This window comes from Rhizobium sp. ZPR4 (assembly GCF_040215725.1).
GTDB lineage: Bacteria > Pseudomonadota > Alphaproteobacteria > Rhizobiales > Rhizobiaceae > Rhizobium > Rhizobium rhizogenes_D.
Genome location: NZ_CP157967.1, coordinates 381,607 through 398,994, shown reverse-complemented (window position 1 = coordinate 398,994; position 17,388 = coordinate 381,607). Strand labels below are relative to the sequence as shown.

The window sequence follows — 17,388 nt, the reverse complement described above, 5'->3', positions numbered from 1 at the left end:
CTCTTTCTGCTGTCGTCCCCCTCCGCCCTTCATCTGCGGGATTTTGACCGAAAGGTCAACCGTCTCGTCGATGCGAAAGCTGGCGGAGAAACTCCGGTAATTGCGATGCCGATGCACCGCAAAGTTCGTCATGTGATACTTCGGCGCGATTGTAGCGCAGCGCATTGCCCGAGAGGTCCACAAGGGCGCCGCCGGCGCGCTCCAGAATAAGATCGGCGGCGGCCAGATCCCAGTCGTGGGAGTTGCGCTTGACGATGGTTCCTTCGAGGCGCCCGTCCGCCACCATGGCGAGACGATAGGCAAGCGACGGCACATGCTTGACCCGCTCGACCGTCTTGCGGAAATCCGGATCGAAACCCTTCAGCATGTCCTCGCCGGTCGCCAGACGATGAACATCATCGCCAACCCTCTGGGAAACGCTGATGGGCTTGCCGTTCTTCAAGGCCTGCCCGCCGGCCGTCGCCACGAAGAGCTCGTCCAGTGCCGGCGCATAGAGAACACCCGCCACAGGCCGGCCGTCGGTGACGATGGCGACGCTGACACACCAGAGATCCAGGCCTGAAAGAAAGCCCCTGGTGCCGTCGATCGGGTCGACGACGAAGACGGTCGCGTGCTTTAGCCGCTCGGCATCGTCGTCAGTTTCCTCGGAGAGCCAGCCATAGTCAGGTCTGGCCGAACGTAGGGCGGCGGCAAGGCTTTCATTGGCGGCAAAATCGGCGGCGCTGACCGGGGATTGGCCGTTGTTCTTCCACCAGACTTCCGGCGATTGCCGGAAGAAACCGAGAGCGATCTTGCCGGCCTCGAGCGCGGCACCCACGATCAGGTCCACATCGCTCAAACGGCCGGCCTTCTGGCTATCGATCATTCCATAGTTCCAATCTCCGCTCGTTTCTCAGCGGCCAGCCAATGTCATGCCTTCGATCGCAAGCGTCGGAGCGGCGATGCCGAAATCGCGATCGATATCGTTTGCCGGCGTGACGCGCATGAACATGTCCTTCAGATTGGAGGCGATGGTCACCTCCGAAACCGGGAAGGTCAACTCGCCGTTTTCGATCCAGAAGCCGGTGGCACCGCGGCTGTATTCACCGGTGATCATATTGACGCCCTGGCCGATCAACTCGGTGACATAGAAGCCGGTTCCGACATTGCGGATCAGTTCCTCGGGCGAGATATCGCCCGGCTCCAGCGCCAGATTGGTGGATGCGGGCGATACGGACGTGCCGCCGCGCACGCCGCGGCCGTTGGTCTTGAGGCCACCGCCGATTTCCCGCGCCGTCGCGGTCGACAGGAACCAGGATTTCAGCACGCCGTCCTCGATCATAACCAGCCGCTTGCCGGACACGCCTTCGCCGTCGAAGGGGCGCGAGGACGGGCCGCGCACGATCAGCGGATCGTCCGTGATCGAAAGGCCGGCCTTCAGCACCTGCTGACCCATCTTGTCGCGCAGGAAGCTTGTCTTGCGGGCGACGGAAGCGCCGTTGATGGCGCCGGCGATGTGGCCGACGAAGCCGCGCGCCACGCGCGGATCGAAGACGACTGTAACGTTCTTGTTCGTCGGAACCTGGCGCGGATTGACGCGCTTGACCACGCGCTCGCCAGCACGGCGGCCGATCTCCTCTGCCGCATCGAGATCAGCAAAATAGAGGCGACTGTCGAAATCATAGTCGCGCTCCATGCCGGTGCCTTCTCCGGCGATGACGCTGACGGAGCGCCCGAAGCGCGAACCCATATAGTGGCCGGCAAAACCATGCGAGGTGACGAGCACGAGGCCACCCATGCCTGCCGAGGCGCCGGCGCCTGAGGAATTGGTGACGCCGGGAACGGCAAGCGCTGCCGCTTCGGTCGCAAGAGCTGCTTCACGAAGCTCCTCTGTGGAAACCTCGGTCGGGTCGAACAGTTCGAGATCCGGATAGCTCTTGGCGAGATCGGCCTCATCGGCAAGACAGGCAAAGGGATCTTCGGGCGACACCTTGGCCATGGCCACGGCACGCTCCGCAAGCGCGCTGAGATCGAAGCCGGGATTGGCCGAAACGCTGGCGACGCGATTTCCGACGAAGACTCGCAAGGAGAAGTCGTCGCTTTCGGAGGATTCCGTGCCTTCGACCTTGCCGAGACGCACGCTGACGGAATGGGCTCGCGACCGCACCACGACCGCATCGGCCGCATCCGCACCGGCTTTCCGGGCGAGGTCGATCAGTTGGCTGGCACGGGAAAGCAGAGTGGCGGAATCGATTTCTGAGGTCATGACTTGGCCTTTCCTTCGCGTTCCATTTATTGTGCACTACATGAAGCATCAAGGGGCGGCAAAGCCGATTCTTGTTCTAATCCCTTCACGCATGGTTGTTTATCATGACCGCGCGTCGCAACACCGCCTGCCCCACGGAAAGAAACAGACGATGTCCGCCCCCAATACGCTTTTCACCGAAACCCTGCTGCTGCTCGGAGGTGCCGTCGTCACGGCGCCGATTTTCAAGAAACTGGGTCTCGGCACGGTGCTCGGCTATCTCGCCGCCGGCGTGGTGATCGGCCCGATCCTGCACAGCATCGGCGACAGCGAGGCCGTGCTGGCCGTTGCCGAACTCGGCGTCGTCTTCCTGCTCTTCATCATTGGCCTGGAGCTGAAGCCGTCCCGTCTATGGCAGATGCGGCGCGATATTTTCGGCCTCGGCACGGCACAGGTGGTCCTCAGCGGACTGGCGCTGATGGTCGCCTCCTATCTCGGCGGCATTGCAGGCTGGAAAGGCAGCATCGTCATCGGCTTCGGCCTGGCGCTCTCCTCGACCGCCTTTGCCATGCAGATCCTCGAACAGCAGGGCGACGTCAACACGAAATACGGCCAGCGCTCCTTCTCGATGCTGCTGCTGCAGGATCTCGCCATCGTGCCGTTGCTGGCGCTGATCACCGTTCTCGACGGTGCCAAGGAAACCGCCAATCCCCTGCCGAGCCTGGCAATTGCCGTCGGTGCAGTGGCGGCGATGATCATCGCCGGCCGCTATCTGCTGACGCCGCTGTTCCAAGTAATTGCGCGCACCGGCGCCCGCGAAGCGATGATTGCCGCCGCCCTCTTCGTCGTCATGGGATCGGCAACGCTGATGCAGCTTGCCGGCCTCTCCATGGCAATGGGTGCCTTCCTTTCCGGCGTGATGCTGGCGGAGTCCTCCTATCGTCATGAGTTGGAAGCGGATATCGAGCCCTTCCGCGGCGTGCTGCTCGCCATTTTCTTCATCGCCGTCGGCCTGTCGCTGAAACTCGACGTGATCCTCGACAATTGGGTGCTGATCGTGCTCGCCGTGCCTGTCATGATGGTCATCAAGGCGATCGTGATCTATGTGCTCTGCCGCATCGCGGGCTCGCCGCACAATGATGCTGTCCGCATTGCCGGCCTGCTGCCGCAGGGTGGCGAATTCGGCTTCGTGCTCTTCAGCGCCGCGAGCGCCAGTGGAGGACTTTTCTCCGCCAACACGGCATCGACGCTGATCGCCATCGTAACCCTGTCCATGGCGCTGACACCACTGAGTTCGGCACTGGCGAAGCGGCTGGTCAAGGGCGACACGCAGGAGGAGCTGGACGAGGATTTCGAGGGCGCCGGCTCCGATGTGCTGATGATCGGCTTTTCGCGTTTCGGCCAGATCGCCGCGCAGATCCTGCTCGCCAGCGGCCGCGACGTGACCGTCATCGATTTCTCCGCCGACCGCATCCGCCAGGCATCAAGCTTCGGTTTCCGCATCTACTTCGGCGACGGCACCCGCAAGGACGTGCTGCGCTCCGCCGGCATCGACCGCGCCAAGATCGTCGTCGTCAGCACGCATCTGCGCGATGTAACCGACAAGATCGTCGAGCTCGTGCAGACGGATTATCCGCATGCACGCATCTTCGTCCGCTCCTATGATCGCGTTCACTCGATCGAATTGCGCCACAAGGGTGTGGATTACGAGCTGCGCGAAACGCTGGAATCCGGTCTGCTCTTCGGCCGCCGCACCCTGGAAGCACTGGGGGTCAGCGAGGCCGAAGCCTATGAGATCGGCGAGGATATCCGCAAACGCGACGAGCAACGGCTCGTGCTGCAGGTGAGCGAGGGCCTGCAGGCCGGCCGCGACATGCTCTATTCGCGCCCGGTCAAGCCGGAACCGCTGGTCAAGCCGAAGCGGGCGGCCGACACCTACAGCGACGCCGACGATCTCGTTGCCCTGCCGCAGGAAGAGCCGGAGCGGGTTTAGCCCTTAAACCCCACATGCGCCCGGCGGCAGATCGTTTCGATCCGACATTTCGCAGATCCGGAATGTCTGTGTGATGAGGTTGGCATATCGTTAACGCGCCCAAAGGGAGAGAGCCATGGGCAAGTTCGACAGCAGGGTCGATAGCGTCTTTGCCGATATAGATGTGCACAGCGATCCGGGAGCTGCACTTCTCGTCATCGACCACGGCGAGATTCTCTGCTGCAGGTGTTATGGCCTTGCCGATCTGGACACCGGGCGACCGATCACGACGGACACATCGTTTTACTTGGCCTCGCTCTCCAAACAGTTCACCGGCATGGCGATCATGCTGCTGGCCGAACAAGGAAAGCTGGATTTCAACGATCGCCTGCACGCCTACCTCCCGCAGTTGCCTGCATGGGGCGCGGACATCACTATTCGGCATCTGCTGCACCACACATCCGGCCTGCCGCATTACATCCAGTTCTTCAGCTCCAGCGAACAGATATCCGAATTCACCCGCGATCTGACTGATGTTACCAACACGGCGGTACTCGAGCGGACCACGGGCCTGGCGGCACCGGAATTTCCTCCCGGCACGCAATATGCCTATAGCGGGGTCGGCTATACGCTGTTGGCACTCATCGTCGGGATCGTCTCCGGACAATCCTTTGCCGACTTTCTGAAGGCCGAAGTTTTCGATCCGCTCGGGATGAAGCACACCGTCGTCTACGACGAATCCCGGCCCTTCCGCCACAGGCTGGCGCACGGCTACTGGAAAGAACAGGGCCAGTTCGAGCGCTGCGACTACCCCATGCTGACGGCCGGCGATGGCGGTCTTTTCTCGACGCTCGATGATCTGTTTCTTTGGGATCAAGCCCTGAATACCGAGCGCCTCGTATCGAAGGCCATGCTGGAGCGTGCCTTTACCTCCGGCGCGACCAGCGGCGGCACGGCCGTCGGCTATGGCTTCGGGTGGATTACGAATGTCTTTCCTTACCTGAGCGCTGCCGAGCGCAAGCAACTGGACTTGCTCGGCGGCGCCGATTTACGCCATGTCGTGCATGGCGGCAGCTGGTCCACCTATTACAATTACATCATCCGCCTTCTCGACAGTCAGCGGACGATCATCGTCCTGAGCAATCGCGGGCCTATTGCTCCCGCGTCGGCTCCAAGAGGCCACATGGGCTTCGACGGGCCGCGTGTCCGGGCGCATCGGGTCGCTGAAATAGTCTTCGGCGATTGAATTGCAAAACGCCTAATTCTTCGCCGTCATCACGCGGTCGAGGGCGAATTTCAGTTCATCCTTGATGCCAGCTGACATGGCGAGAATATCGCGCGCCTTCAGGAAATCGAGGACGCCGGTGCGACCGACGGCGGGACGCAGGAAGATTTGCGGTGCCTGCAGGCGCAGCTTCAAGGCAATATTGGACTGCATGGTGAGCTGACCGGCACCGAACAGGCTCTCGATGCGGTTCGGAATATGCCTGCCGCCACCCTCCGGGCCACCCACGACGTCGATGCCGATGATGATATCGGCAAGCCCGGCCAGATGCTCGTAGGGAACCGGGTTCATGATGCCGCCATCGATCATCACGCGATCCCCAAGTCTCACCGGCATGAAAACGGCGGGAATGGCGGCCGAGGCGGCGAGCACCGGAAAAAGCTCACCCTTCTCAATCACCACTTCGGCCTGCTGATAGTAATCGGTCGCCACCACCTTCAGCGGTACGTGCAATTCTGAAAAATTTTCGGGGAAGGCGGCTGGCAGGAAGGTGCGGAGAATGCGTTCGAGATTGAATTGACCGAAGCGGATGCTGCGCATGCTGACCGGCCGCAGGCTCCAGATCTTGTTGAGAACGGCCGGACGGTTGCCGACCGTTGCAAGCGTATGGTCGCGGATTTCAGCGCCGCTCATGCCGACCGCCATGGCCGCACCCATGATGGAGCCGATGGAGGCACCGGCGATCGCAACCGGGCGGATGCCGAGCTCGTCCAGCGCCTCTATGATATGAATATGGGCGAGACCACGCGCACCGCCGCAGCCGAAGGCGACTGCGACGCTCGGCGTGCCGGAAGCGGCGAGCGGATAGTCGCTGCCGACGAAATCAGCATAATCGCCCATATCCTTCTCCTTCCTCCGTTATGCCGCCTGCGGCTGATAACGGAAGAAATGCATCTTGCTGTCGCCGAAGGTTCGCTCCTCCAGAAACAGAAAATCCGACGGCGCGGCGACGATCACGTCGGCACGCTCCTCAAGGATCGCCAAAGCGCCCGGCACCAGCCAGCCACCGGCAGCAGCGGCCGCGAAAGCCTTCTCGCCCAGCCCCTTGCCATAGGGCGGGTCGGCGAAGAGAAAATCGAAGGGTTCGAGATTGCCGACGCTGCCGAGATCCGTCGCGTCGCGCCGCAGCATGCGCGTGCGGCCATGCAGGCCGAGCGCATCGATGTTTTCCCAGAGAAGACCCCTGCCCTCGACGCTGCTTTCGACGAAGAGCACGTGACGGCAGCCGCGCGAGGCCGCCTCCAATCCGACGGCACCGGTGCCGGCAAAGACGTCCATCATCCGGGTGCCGTCGACGACTTCCGGATAGGCGTGGCTCAGGATGTTGAACAGGCTTTCGCGCGTGCGATCCGCCGTCGGACGAATGTCGCTCGACTTCGGCGTTGCAAGCGAGCGACCGCGAAACTCACCGCCGACGATCCTCACCGCGCGTCAGCCCCTGCCGCCCTTGGGGCCGCCTTTGCCGGGGCCACCCCGACCGGAGCCGCCGCGAGGACCGCCCGAGGGACGACCCGCGCCACCCGGCTTGCCGCCAAAACCACGCGAGCCACCAGGCTTCCCGCCCGGCTTGCCACCAAAGGATTTGCCGCCGCCCGGCTTCTTGCCGAAAGGCTTGCCGGCCGGCCGGTCGCCGAAGGAACGTTCGCCCTGAGGCCGATCACCGAAGGGCCGGTCGCCACGGGACGGACGATCCCCAAACGAGCGCTCGCCGCGGGGGCGTTCCGAGCGCTGCTCGCCGCCGAAAGACTTGCCGCGCGGACGCTCGTCTCCCTCGGCACGCGGACGCCGGTCACCACGGGGCTTGTCGCCGAAGGGACGATCACTGCGGGGTCTGTCGCTGAACGTGCGCTCGCCACGCGGCGGGCGATCTCCGAAAGCACGTTCGGAGCGGGCTTCCCCCTGGAACGACTTCGTGCGCGGACGATCTCCGCCCTCGGAGCGCGAGCCACGCTCTCCGCGAGGACGGTCGCCAAACGGACGATCCCCACGAGCGGGACGGTCACCCTGCGGGCGGTCGCCGCGCGTGCGCTTGCGATCGAAACCTTCGTCATCGCCACGCGACCGGCGCGGAGCTTCCTCGCTCGAACGAATCCACTCACCATCGCCCTCGTCGACGCGATTGATGCGAACGCGCGGGCCTTCGTCCGGACGGTCGAAGCCGCCACGCTGCGGGCGTTCAGGCTCGCCGCGCCGGGAGGCGGTCTTTGCATTCTTTGCGGCCTTTGCGGCTGCCTTTTCGCCAAGCGGGCGGGCGCCGGGCGCCATCCAGACATTGGCGCTGCGGCGCGGGCCGAGCGGCTGGCGCTTCTGACGGTCATCGTCCTTGTGACCACTATCGCGGCCGCCTTCGCGACGATCGTCGCGCTTGGCATCGCGTTTGGTGTCAAGGCGGCTGAGCGCACGCTCGCGCTTGTCCTCGGGACGCTCGCGACGCGGGCGCTCTTCCTTGCCCGCGCGAACCGGGGCCGTCCGAGCCGGCTTGTCATCCGCCTCTTCGGGTTCGGCGACGGCCGGGGCATTATAGAGCGGCGCATCGAAATTCGCCTTGGCATCCTCGACGAGGCGCGGACCGAGCTGGTCGCGCAGCGTGCGACCGCGCACCTCAAGCACATGGCCTTCCGGCAGCTCGCCGAGCTGGAACGGGCCATAGGAGATGCGGATCAGGCGGTTGACCTCGAGGCCGAGTGCGCCGAGAACGTTCTTGATTTCGCGGTTCTTGCCTTCGCGCAGGCCCATGGTGATCCAGACGTTGGACCCCTGGGTGCGATCGAGCGTCGCGTCGATAGAGCCGTAAAGCACGCCGTCAACGGCAATGCCTTCCTTCAGCTTGTCCAACGCTTCCTGATCGATCTCGCCGTGGGCGCGGACGCGATAGCGGCGCAGCCAGCCGGTGGTCGGCAGTTCCAGAACGCGAGCAAGGCCGCCGTCATTGGTCAGCAGCAGCAAACCTTCGGTGTTGATATCGAGACGGCCGATCGACATGACACGCGGCAGCTCTTCCGGCAGATTGTCGAAAACCGTCGGGCGCCCCTCAGGATCGGCATTGGTGGTCACCAGGCCCGCCGGCTTGTGATAGAGCCACAGGCGCGTACGCTCGATCCCGCGGATCGGCACGCCGTCAACCTCGATCTTGTCGGTAAGGGTCACGTTGACCACGGGCGTGTCGAGCAACACGCCGTTCAGCTTGACGCGACCATCCAGGATCATGCGCTCGATATCGCGGCGCGAGGCCACGCCGGCGCGCGCCATCACCTTGGAAATGCGCTCGGCCTTTCCATCCTCGACTGCGCTCTCATCCACAGCTTTGACAGCCGCGGCCTTCACAGGCTTCGCGCCATCGCGTTTCATCGTCTTCTTGTCGCCAGCAAAGGGTTTAGACCCAGGCCGCTTGGGCTTGTCATTCATCGTCATTTGTTGTTTGCCTGAATTTTTAACGCGTGTTCCTATCAGGTCACGCCCTTGCGGTTAAGTGGAAAAACTTGAATGGCGGCTACAAATCGATACATGGAGCTTGCTTTAGCCGAAGCGCGCCGTGCCGGAGAGCGCGGCGAAGTGCCAATCGGTGCCGTTGTCGTGCTCGACAACAAGGTTATCGCCACGGCCGGCAACCGGACACGTGAGCTCAGCGACGTCACCGCACACGCCGAAATCGTCGCCATCCGCCTGGCCTGCGAGGAGCTGGGCCAAGAGCGTCTTGCAGGCGCCGATCTCTACGTGACGCTGGAGCCCTGCACCATGTGCGCCGCGGCCATTTCGTTCGCGCGCATCCGCCGTCTCTACTATGGCGCCGAAGATCCGAAGGGCGGCGGTATCGACAATGGCGTGCGCTTCTATCGCCAGCCGACCTGCCATCATGCACCGGAAGTCTATTCCGGCCTCGGCGAAACAGTCTCCGCCGAGATCCTCAGAGGTTTCTTTCAAGCGAAACGTTCCGAAGACTGAAAAGCGGCGGTTTAGAGCCGCCGCTTTGAAAACTTCTTACTGGAAGGGCTTCCACCAGCTGCTATTGCTGGTCTGCTGCGCAGCCTCGGCATCCTTCTTGCGCTTCTTTTCCTTCTTCGACTCGGGCTCGCCGAGGTCGTTGAGGGCAGCCTGGTCGGCAACCTGACGATATCCCTGCGGCGGATCGATCAGATAGCGGCGCTGGTCATACGTGCCGGCCTGATCCTGGCGCGCTGCGCGATAGGCGGCCGTCTGCTGGGCTTCGCTCATGTGATTCTTGCTGCTGTCGGCCTGAGCCAGCGGCGAGCGATAATTCACGTCGTTCTTCTTCTCGTCGGCTTCCGCGGCGAGACGCTTGCGGGCATCTTCGGGCGATTCAAGCCAAGCCGGGTTGTCCTTGCTAGCCAGCGACTGCTGCGGCGCGGTCAAAGTGTCCTTGTCGCCACCAACAACCAGACCGGGGCGGTTCGGATATTTCACACCCTTGTCCTTCGGCGTTGCGGCCGAAACGGAGGCGATATCGCCGAGATCGTCCAGGAGCTGCACGCCGGCCGTCTTGTCGGTGCCGTAAGTCGGGCTGCTCAGGCAACCGGACATGGCGCCGCAGCCAACCACAAGTGCCGCCAAGCTGACGCCGACACGAACCTTATGCATCGCTCTCATGAAAACCCTTCCCAGCCATGCCGGAATAAACGTAACGGAACCCCATTTTACGGCAACTGCCGTAAAAATCGGGCCATTTTCAGGCAGCTTTTACCGGATGAACGCCGCAAAGGCAATTCACCCGGCAATTTTCTTCAGTTGACAGCGGCGAGTTCGCGCAGCGCCGCAGCGTCACGTGCCGAGACATCCGGGTATTCCGGATCGGAGCCGACATCCGTGGTGATGCGCCAGGAACGGGCGCACTTTTGGCCTTCGGCGAGCTTCGGTACGACGCTGACCTTGGCATCGTCATCCAGGCGGAAAGCATCCGCTGGCCCTTGTTCACCCAGAATGGTGATATCAGACGTGATGCAGATTTCCGAGAAATCCTGTCCTTCGAGCACCTTCAGCAACTCCGGATCGGCGACGTAGACGACCGGAGCAGCCTCGAGCGAAGAGCCGATGCGCTTGTCCTTGCGTTCGATTTCGAGTGCGCCGGTGACGACGCTACGCACGGCACGGATCTTCTTCCACTTCTCGGCCAAGGCATCGTTCTTCCATTCAGCGGGAATGGTGACGAACTGCTCGAGATGAACCGAGACCGCCGACGGATTGCGCGACAGCCATGCCTCTTCCGTGGTGAAGGGCAGCATCGGCGCCAGCCACGTCACCATGCAGTCGAAGATCGTGCGGATGACGGCGAGCGAGGCACGGCGGCGCAGGCTCGACGGCGCATCGCAGTAGAGCGCATCCTTGCGGACATCGAAATAGAAGGCCGAAAGCTCGACATTGGCGAAATCGATCAGGGCGCGGGCAATTCGCTTGAAATCGAAGGCGTCGTAGCTTTCTCGCACCAGCTCATCGAGCTCGGCGAGACGGTGCAGCATCAGCTGCTCGAGCTCCGGCATGTCGGCATAGGCGATCACTTCGCCCTTGTCATGTGCCAACGTGCCCAGCATCCAGCGGATGGTGTTGCGCAGCTTGCGATAGGCATCGACATTGGTCTGGATGATGGCCTTGCCGACGCGCAGGTCTTCCGAATAGTCCGACGTCATGACCCAGAGGCGGAGGATGTCGGCGCCGGCATCTTTCATCACCTCCTGCGGCGAGGTAACGTTGCCCTTGGACTTCGACATCTTTTCGCCCTTCTCGTCCATGGTGAAGCCATGGGTGAGGACGGCATCGTAAGGAGCGCGGCCGCGCGTCGCAGCACTTTCGAGCAGCGACGAATGGAACCAGCCGCGATGCTGGTCGGAGCCTTCCAGATAGAGGTCGGCCGGCCACTTGAGATCCGGACGATCTTCGAGCGTGAAGGTGTGGGTCGAACCGGAATCGAACCAGACATCGAGGATGTCCATGACCTGCGTCCAGGGCTCATTCGCCTTCTCACCGAGGAAGCGCTCACGCGCTCCTTCCGCGAACCAGGCATCGGCGCCTTCCTGCTCGAAAGCCTCGAGGATGCGGGCGTTCACGCGATCGTCCTGCAGGATATTGCCCTGCTCGTCGACGAAGATCGCGATCGGCACACCCCAGGCGCGCTGACGCGACAGAACCCAATCCGGGCGCTGCTCGATCATGGCGCGCAAGCGGTTCTGGCCGGCAGCCGGCACGAAGCGGGTATCGTCGATGGCCTTCAGCGCACGCGAACGCAGCGTCGAACCATCCGCGAAGTCCTTGTCCATATAGACGAACCATTGCGGCGTGTTGCGGAAGATGACCGGCTTCTTCGAGCGCCAGGAATGCGGATAGGAATGCTTCAGCCTGCCGCGTGCAAACAGCGTGTTCGTCTCGATCAGCGCCTTGATGACGAGATCGTTGGCGTTGCCCTTCTTGCCGTTGTCGTCCATGACGCGACCACCTTCGAAGCCGGGGGCATCGGCGGTGTAGAAGCCGGCGTCATCGACCGGGAACGGGATGGCGGACGAGATGCCGCGCTTTTCGAGGTCGCGCGCATGCGACATCCAGGCGTCAAAGTCCTCGCGACCGTGGCTGGGTGCGGTGTGCACGAAGCCCGTACCGGCATCGTCGGTGACATGATCGCCATCGAGCAGCGGCACCTTGAAGTCGTAACCGAGCGAGGCGAGCGGATGCGCGCAGGTGAGTGTGGCCAGATCGGCAGCGGTCACATCGCTGAGGCGCTTGTACTGCAGCTTTGCCTTGGCGAAGGATTCCTCGGCGAGCTTGTCGGCGAAAACAAGCTTTTCGCCCGGGCGCGGGCCGAAATCATTGGCGGCTTCCGTGACTTCATAGAGGCCATAGGATACGCGCGAGGAATAGGCGATCGCGCGGTTGCCGGGGATCGTCCAGGGCGTGGTCGTCCAGATGACGACGAAAGCACCGGCGAGATGCGCTGGGCCTTCGGTGACCGGGAACTTCACCCAGATCATGTCGCTTTCTACATCGGCATATTCGACTTCAGCTTCGGCAAGCGCCGTGCGCTCGACCACCGACCACATGACCGGCTTGGAGCCGCGGTACAGCTGACCCGTGCGGGCAATCTTCAACAGCTCGCCGGCGATGCGGGATTCCGCATGGAAGTTCATGGTCAGATAGGGATTGTCGAAATCGCCCGTGATGCCGAGGCGCTTGAACTCCTCAGACTGGATCTTGATCCAGCCGGCGGCAAAGTCGCGGCATTCCTGGCGAAACTCGTTCACCGGAACCTCGTCCTTGTTCTTGCCCTTCTCGCGATACTTTTCCTCGATCTTCCATTCGATCGGCAGGCCGTGGCAATCCCAACCAGGAACATAGTTGCTGTCATAGCCGCGCATCTGGAACGAACGGGTGATGACGTCCTTGAGGATCTTGTTCAGCGCGTGGCCGATATGGATGTGGCCGTTGGCATAGGGAGGGCCATCATGGAGAACGAACTTCTCGCGGCCGGCGGCGGAAGCGCGCAGCTTTTTGTAGAGGTTCATCTCCTCCCAGCGCTTCACCAGCTCCGGCTCCTTCTGCGGCAGCCCGGCGCGCATCGGAAAATCTGTTTCCGGCAGATAAAGGGTCTTGGAGTAATCCATCTTTTCAGCGGTATCGGTCATAGTCGTGACAATTGCCTCGGTGTCTCGGGCGTCTTGCGCCTCAGCTGGCGCAGCCATATGGGGATTTTTCGGCGGCGGAAAGCGTCTCTTGAGCGAAACGCCAAGAACCCGGACCTTCCGGCTGCTTACAGCGCGCGGAAGGCCGGGCCAATAATTCGTATCGATAGGCTCAGCCGAAAATGGGTCATGATCGCCGGTTCATAGGCGTTTTTTCCAAGGAAAGGAAGAGGAAACAGTTGCAGCGATCCATAGAAAAGCCGCGGACGTTTCCGCCCGCGGCTGACAGGACATTGCTTCGATCAGGCGCGTGCCGTCGCCCGCGCCGGCATGACGGCGTTGAGGATCACCGAGACGACGATGTTTGCAGCGAGCGCCAGCAGGCCCGTATAGACGGTGAAGCTCGTATCCCCGAGAGCAACCGCATGCAGCGGCTTCCAGCCGGCATCCCAGACGAGATAGGTTCCGCCAAAGAAGCCGACGGCCCAACCGGCAAGCAGAGCCGGCGCGCGGAACCACTTGGTGTAGAGGCCGAAGACCAGGGCCGGCAGCGTCTGCAATATCCAGATGCCGCCCAAAAGCTGCAGATCGAGCGCGAACTGCGTCGGCAGGAAAATGATAACCAGCAGCGCGCCGACCTTGACGACGAGTGAGGTCATCTTGGCAACCTTCGCCTCGCCGGCATCGGAAACCTGCGGATCGACATAGGCCTTCCAGAAGTTACGTGTGAAGAGGTTGGCAGCGCCAATGCTCATCACGGCCGCGGGAACCAGCGCGCCGATGGCGATGGCCGCGAAGGCGAAGCCCGCAAACCAGCTCGAGAACAGGGTCTGGAAGAGAGCCGGCACCACGTCATTGGCGCTGTCCAGCTTCAGATTTGCCGCGTGGCCCATATAGCCGAGGAGTGCCAGCAGGCCGAGCAGCAGCGTATAGGCCGGCAGCAGCACCGCATTCTTGCGGATGGTATTGCCGCTATTGGACGCGAAGATGCCGGTCAGCGTATGCGGATACATGAAGGCCGCAAGTGCCGAACCGAGTGCCAATGTCGCATAAGCGACGTACTGGTTGCCGCCGAGCAGAAGACTGCCTGCCCCCTTAGCCTTGAAATCCGCATCGGCGGCGGCAAAGACATTGGCATAGCCGCCAAGCTTGGCAGGGATGAGAGCGATGGCCGCGATCACCACGATATAGATCATGATGTCCTTGACGAAAGCGATCAGCGCCGGGGCGCGAAGGCCGGCCGAATAGGTATAGAGCGCCAGAATGATGAAGGCGACAGCGAGCGGCAATTCGCCGTGGAGCCCCAGGGCCTTAAACACCGCTGTCATACCGACGAGCTGCAGGGCGATATAGGGCATCGTCGCGATGACGCCTGTCAGAGCGACCGCCAGTTCCAGCGCCCGCGAGCCATATTGACCGTGGACGATATCGCCAGCCGTGACGTAGCCGTGATCCTTCGCCCGCCTCCAAAGAAGCGGCATGACCATGAAAACGAAGGGATAGACGACGATCGTATAGGGCAGCGCGAAGAAGCCATAGGCGCCGACGGTGTAGACCAGCGCCGGGACGGCGATGACAGTATAGGCCGTATAAAAGTCGCCGCCGACGAGGAACCAGGTGATCCAGGTGCCGAAGGTACGGCCGCCGAGGCCCCATTCGTCGATATGAGCAAGGGTCTTCGGCCGGCGCCAACGGGCAGCGACGAAACCCATGACCGTGACGAGCGCCAGGAAGAAGATGAAGACGGAGAGCGCGGTCGGATCGATATCAGTCATCATGGCGCATGCTCCGATAGGCGATCCATGTCAGGACAGCAGTGATCGGCACCCAGGCCAGCTGATACCAGTAGAAGAAAGGGAAACCCAACAGCACCGGATCGTGGCTGTTGTAGAAAGGAACCCAAAGCAAGCCTATGTAGGGAATGACGAGCAACCAGCAGGCCGCCGTCCCAAAGCGTTTGTCCATGTCCGATACCTCTCACGCGGTGTCTGCGCGCCACCTTGTTGTAGTTGTCAGAGTGGAAGGGGTGCATCGGTCCACGATTGCAATGTGCGCCCAAGGGCCCAAGCCGATGAGCTTTGGCTATGCAGAGCCAGACCAACGAATATGAATTCCTCCCAACGGCCCGCCTGCGGGCAGCCGCTGATAAAGTCCTACGGCGAGTCTGCCGGCCGAACAAGATATTAGCCGATGCGAAATCGCCGAACCTACCCAGAAGTGGGTAGACGGGCGTTACAATGCCGTGGTTGCGATGCCGTGGTCGAGGGCGTAGCGGATCAGGCCGGCCGTCGTTGCGATACCGAGCTTCTTCTTCAAATTCTTGCGATGCGTTTCCGCCGTCGCAGGGGTGATTTCAAGCTCCTCGGCAATCTCGCGATTGCTCTTGCCTGTAACGATCAAGCCCAGAATGTGACGCTCACGCGGCGTCAGAGGGTCGGCCTCCTTTTGTATCGTGTCCTCCACCAATATGTCGCGAACGCCGGACGAAAAATAAGTTCCACCGGCCGCTACGGTTTCGATAGCGCAGACGACTTCGTCGGTCGAAACGTCCTTGAGAATATATCCGACTGCACCGCGCATGATCGACGAAGAGATGTATTCGCGGCTGTCATGCATGGAAAGCATCACGATGCGCGTCTCCGGAAGTTCCCGGCGAAAGAGCTCGATCGCATCAATGCCGCTAAGCTTCGGCATATTGATATCCATCAGGGTCACTTGTGGCAGCGTCCGCCGACCGACCTCCAGGCCGATCTGTGCAAGGCTTGCCGTCCCAACCACCTCTATGTGGTCGAAAGTCTCCAGCACGGCTTTCAGTCCGTCCAGCACCACGGGGTGATTGTCGATCAGCAGAACGCTGATCCTGTTTCTTTTCATGCCGCATCCACCTTTGCTCTTGGCGAGGCATTGGCCGATTTCGGCAGCATCGCGATAAGCGTCGTGCCACCGGCCGTACTTTGAACGAGAAGCAGACCACGGAAATGCGCCATCCGTTCCTGCATGTTTCTCAGCCCAAGCCCGCCCTTGCCGTCGCCGGCGCCCTCAAAACCAATACCATTGTCCGAAATTCTCAAGCGCGCACGCCCCCGATCGCTCCAAAGTTTGATCGTAAGACGCGTCGCACCGGAATGACGTTCGACGTTGTTCAAGGCCTCCTGAGCGACACGATAGAGCGCTGTGCTGGCTTCAGGCTTTAGCAGGCTGGTGAAGTCGGAAGCCTCGATCTCGGTTGCGATCCCGGTCCGCTCACCGAAATTGTTCGCGAGTGCGGTCAGTGCGGCCGTCAAGCCGAGATCATCAAGCACGCGGGGGCGCAGATCATGCGAAAGTCGCCTGATGTCCTTGATCGCGCTGTTAAGGGTATCGATACCCTTCTCGATCGTCGTGGCGGCATCATCGACCTGGTTTCGCACCTTGCGGTTGGCGAGATCCATGACGTAGCGCACGCCGAGGAGATTCTGCGATACGCCGTCGTGCAATTCGCGGGCAAGACGGGCGCGTTCCTCCTCCTGCGTATCGATCACTCTTTGCGTCAGCTCCTTGAGCCGGCCATCGGCCATGCGTCGCTCACGGAAAGTCAGCAGCATGCAGGTCGTGAAAACGACCAGAACGGCGGGAACGGCTATCAACGTGACGACGATGAAGGTTCCTTTTATGTTTGCCCGCATGGCGGCATTGGCGGCCGCAGTCTGAGTGAAAATATCGTCCAGATAGACACCAGTTCCGACGACCCAGTGCCATTTATCAAGGCCGACCACGAATGAGAGCTTATCGGCGACGCGGCCGGTAGAGGGCTTCTCCCATTTGTACTGGTGCAGGCCCCCGCCGGCTTTTGCCGTCTTGATGAGTTCTGCGATGACCCTGTCCCCATCCGGATCGGTCAAATCGAGCCAATTGCGCCCGTTTCGAAACCCCTCGCGCGGATGAACGATGTTGTTCCCATCGTAATCGTAGACAAAAAAGTATCCGTCCGGACCATAGTCAAGGGACGTCAGGATCTCGGCTACCTTATCCTTCGCAGCCTGATCGTCCGGCGCGGCGTCCCGATAGATCGCCTGAATGGCCGAAACGGCGAGGTCTGTCAGGTTAACGATTTCCGTTTCCTTTGCCCTCAGCATGTTCTGTTCGAAGGTCTCGATATTGTTCTTGGTAAGGTTGGTCGACTGCCAGGTAATGAAGGCCGTGATTGCCAGGATCGAGATAACGAGAGGCGCGAGCGCGAGCGCAATAATCTGGTTGCGTAATGTCAACGATTGCTCCTCCCAAGAACCGGCGCGGAACAATGGCTCTT

Annotated in this window: 14 protein-coding genes; 3 read left to right on the top strand and 11 right to left on the bottom strand. The window is 61.6% G+C overall.

Annotation, left to right across the window (positions count from 1 at the left end):
* Positions 1-55: 55 nt before the first annotated feature.
* Together ABOK31_RS01930 and ABOK31_RS01925 are read right to left on the bottom strand one after the other, a co-directional pair.
* Positions 56-865 carry a 3'(2'),5'-bisphosphate nucleotidase CysQ gene (locus tag ABOK31_RS01930; RefSeq protein ID WP_349957574.1) on the bottom strand — a complete coding sequence of 270 codons (810 nt, stop codon included), beginning with the start codon at positions 863-865 and terminating at the stop codon, positions 56-58.
* Positions 866-892: 27 nt separating this feature from the next.
* On the bottom strand, positions 893-2,245 hold the full coding sequence (locus ABOK31_RS01925; protein WP_174179211.1) for a TldD/PmbA family protein: 1,353 nt from the start codon (positions 2,243-2,245) through the stop codon (positions 893-895).
* Between the two features lie 151 nt (positions 2,246-2,396).
* On the opposite strand from ABOK31_RS01925, the gene ABOK31_RS01920 reads away from it, so the two are divergent.
* Positions 2,397-4,217, top strand: coding sequence for a monovalent cation:proton antiporter-2 (CPA2) family protein (locus ABOK31_RS01920; protein WP_349957572.1), 1,821 nt, complete (start codon positions 2,397-2,399; stop codon positions 4,215-4,217).
* A 115-nt stretch (positions 4,218-4,332) separates the two neighbouring features.
* Positions 4,333-5,442, top strand: a complete 1,110-nt coding sequence (locus ABOK31_RS01915; protein ID WP_349957571.1) for a serine hydrolase domain-containing protein — start codon at positions 4,333-4,335, stop codon at positions 5,440-5,442.
* Between the two features lie 12 nt (positions 5,443-5,454).
* Here the strand turns inward: ABOK31_RS01915 and ABOK31_RS01910 are convergent, their stop codons facing one another.
* The 3 genes from ABOK31_RS01910 to ABOK31_RS01900 are packed head-to-tail and all read right to left on the bottom strand — an operon-like array spanning position 5,455 to position 8,892.
* The gene (locus ABOK31_RS01910; protein ID WP_349957569.1) at positions 5,455-6,321 is read right to left on the bottom strand and encodes a patatin-like phospholipase family protein; all 867 of its coding nucleotides are present in this window, start codon (positions 6,319-6,321) and stop codon (positions 5,455-5,457) included.
* Between the two features lie 18 nt (positions 6,322-6,339).
* On the bottom strand, positions 6,340-6,906 hold the full coding sequence (gene rsmD / locus ABOK31_RS01905) for a 16S rRNA (guanine(966)-N(2))-methyltransferase RsmD (RefSeq protein ID WP_349957567.1): 567 nt from the start codon (positions 6,904-6,906) through the stop codon (positions 6,340-6,342).
* A 6-nt stretch (positions 6,907-6,912) separates the two neighbouring features.
* Positions 6,913-8,892: a pseudouridine synthase gene (locus tag ABOK31_RS01900; RefSeq protein ID WP_349957566.1), complete on the bottom strand. Its 1,980-nt coding sequence runs from the start codon at positions 8,890-8,892 to the stop codon at positions 6,913-6,915.
* 93 nt (positions 8,893-8,985) lie between these two features.
* On the opposite strand from ABOK31_RS01900, the gene ABOK31_RS01895 reads away from it, so the two are divergent.
* Positions 8,986-9,423 (top strand): nucleoside deaminase, encoded by a 438-nt coding sequence (locus ABOK31_RS01895; RefSeq protein WP_174179416.1) that lies wholly within the window; start codon positions 8,986-8,988, stop codon positions 9,421-9,423.
* A 36-nt stretch (positions 9,424-9,459) separates the two neighbouring features.
* Here the strand turns inward: ABOK31_RS01895 and ABOK31_RS01890 are convergent, their stop codons facing one another.
* From ABOK31_RS01890 to ABOK31_RS01865, 6 genes are all read right to left on the bottom strand, one after another.
* A complete protein-coding gene (locus ABOK31_RS01890) occupies positions 9,460-10,086 on the bottom strand; it encodes a hypothetical protein (RefSeq protein WP_174179221.1) in 627 nt (208 codons plus the stop codon).
* Between the two features lie 134 nt (positions 10,087-10,220).
* Entirely contained in the window at positions 10,221-13,103 is a 2,883-nt protein-coding gene (gene ileS / locus ABOK31_RS01885) for an isoleucine--tRNA ligase (RefSeq protein ID WP_349959051.1), read from the bottom strand.
* Positions 13,104-13,402: 299 nt separating this feature from the next.
* Positions 13,403-14,878: a sodium:solute symporter family protein gene (locus ABOK31_RS01880; protein ID WP_174179223.1), complete on the bottom strand. Its 1,476-nt coding sequence runs from the start codon at positions 14,876-14,878 to the stop codon at positions 13,403-13,405.
* Positions 14,868-15,065: a DUF3311 domain-containing protein gene (locus ABOK31_RS01875; RefSeq protein ID WP_034508488.1), complete on the bottom strand. Its 198-nt coding sequence runs from the start codon at positions 15,063-15,065 to the stop codon at positions 14,868-14,870. Before ABOK31_RS01875 ends, ABOK31_RS01880 begins: the two co-directional genes overlap by 11 nt.
* Positions 15,066-15,332: 267 nt before the next feature.
* Positions 15,333-15,974, bottom strand: a complete 642-nt coding sequence (locus tag ABOK31_RS01870; RefSeq protein ID WP_174179225.1) for a response regulator transcription factor — start codon at positions 15,972-15,974, stop codon at positions 15,333-15,335.
* A complete protein-coding gene (locus ABOK31_RS01865) occupies positions 15,971-17,347 on the bottom strand; it encodes a cache domain-containing protein (protein ID WP_349957564.1) in 1,377 nt (458 codons plus the stop codon). Before ABOK31_RS01865 ends, ABOK31_RS01870 begins: the two co-directional genes overlap by 4 nt.
* Positions 17,348-17,388 lie beyond the last annotated feature (41 nt).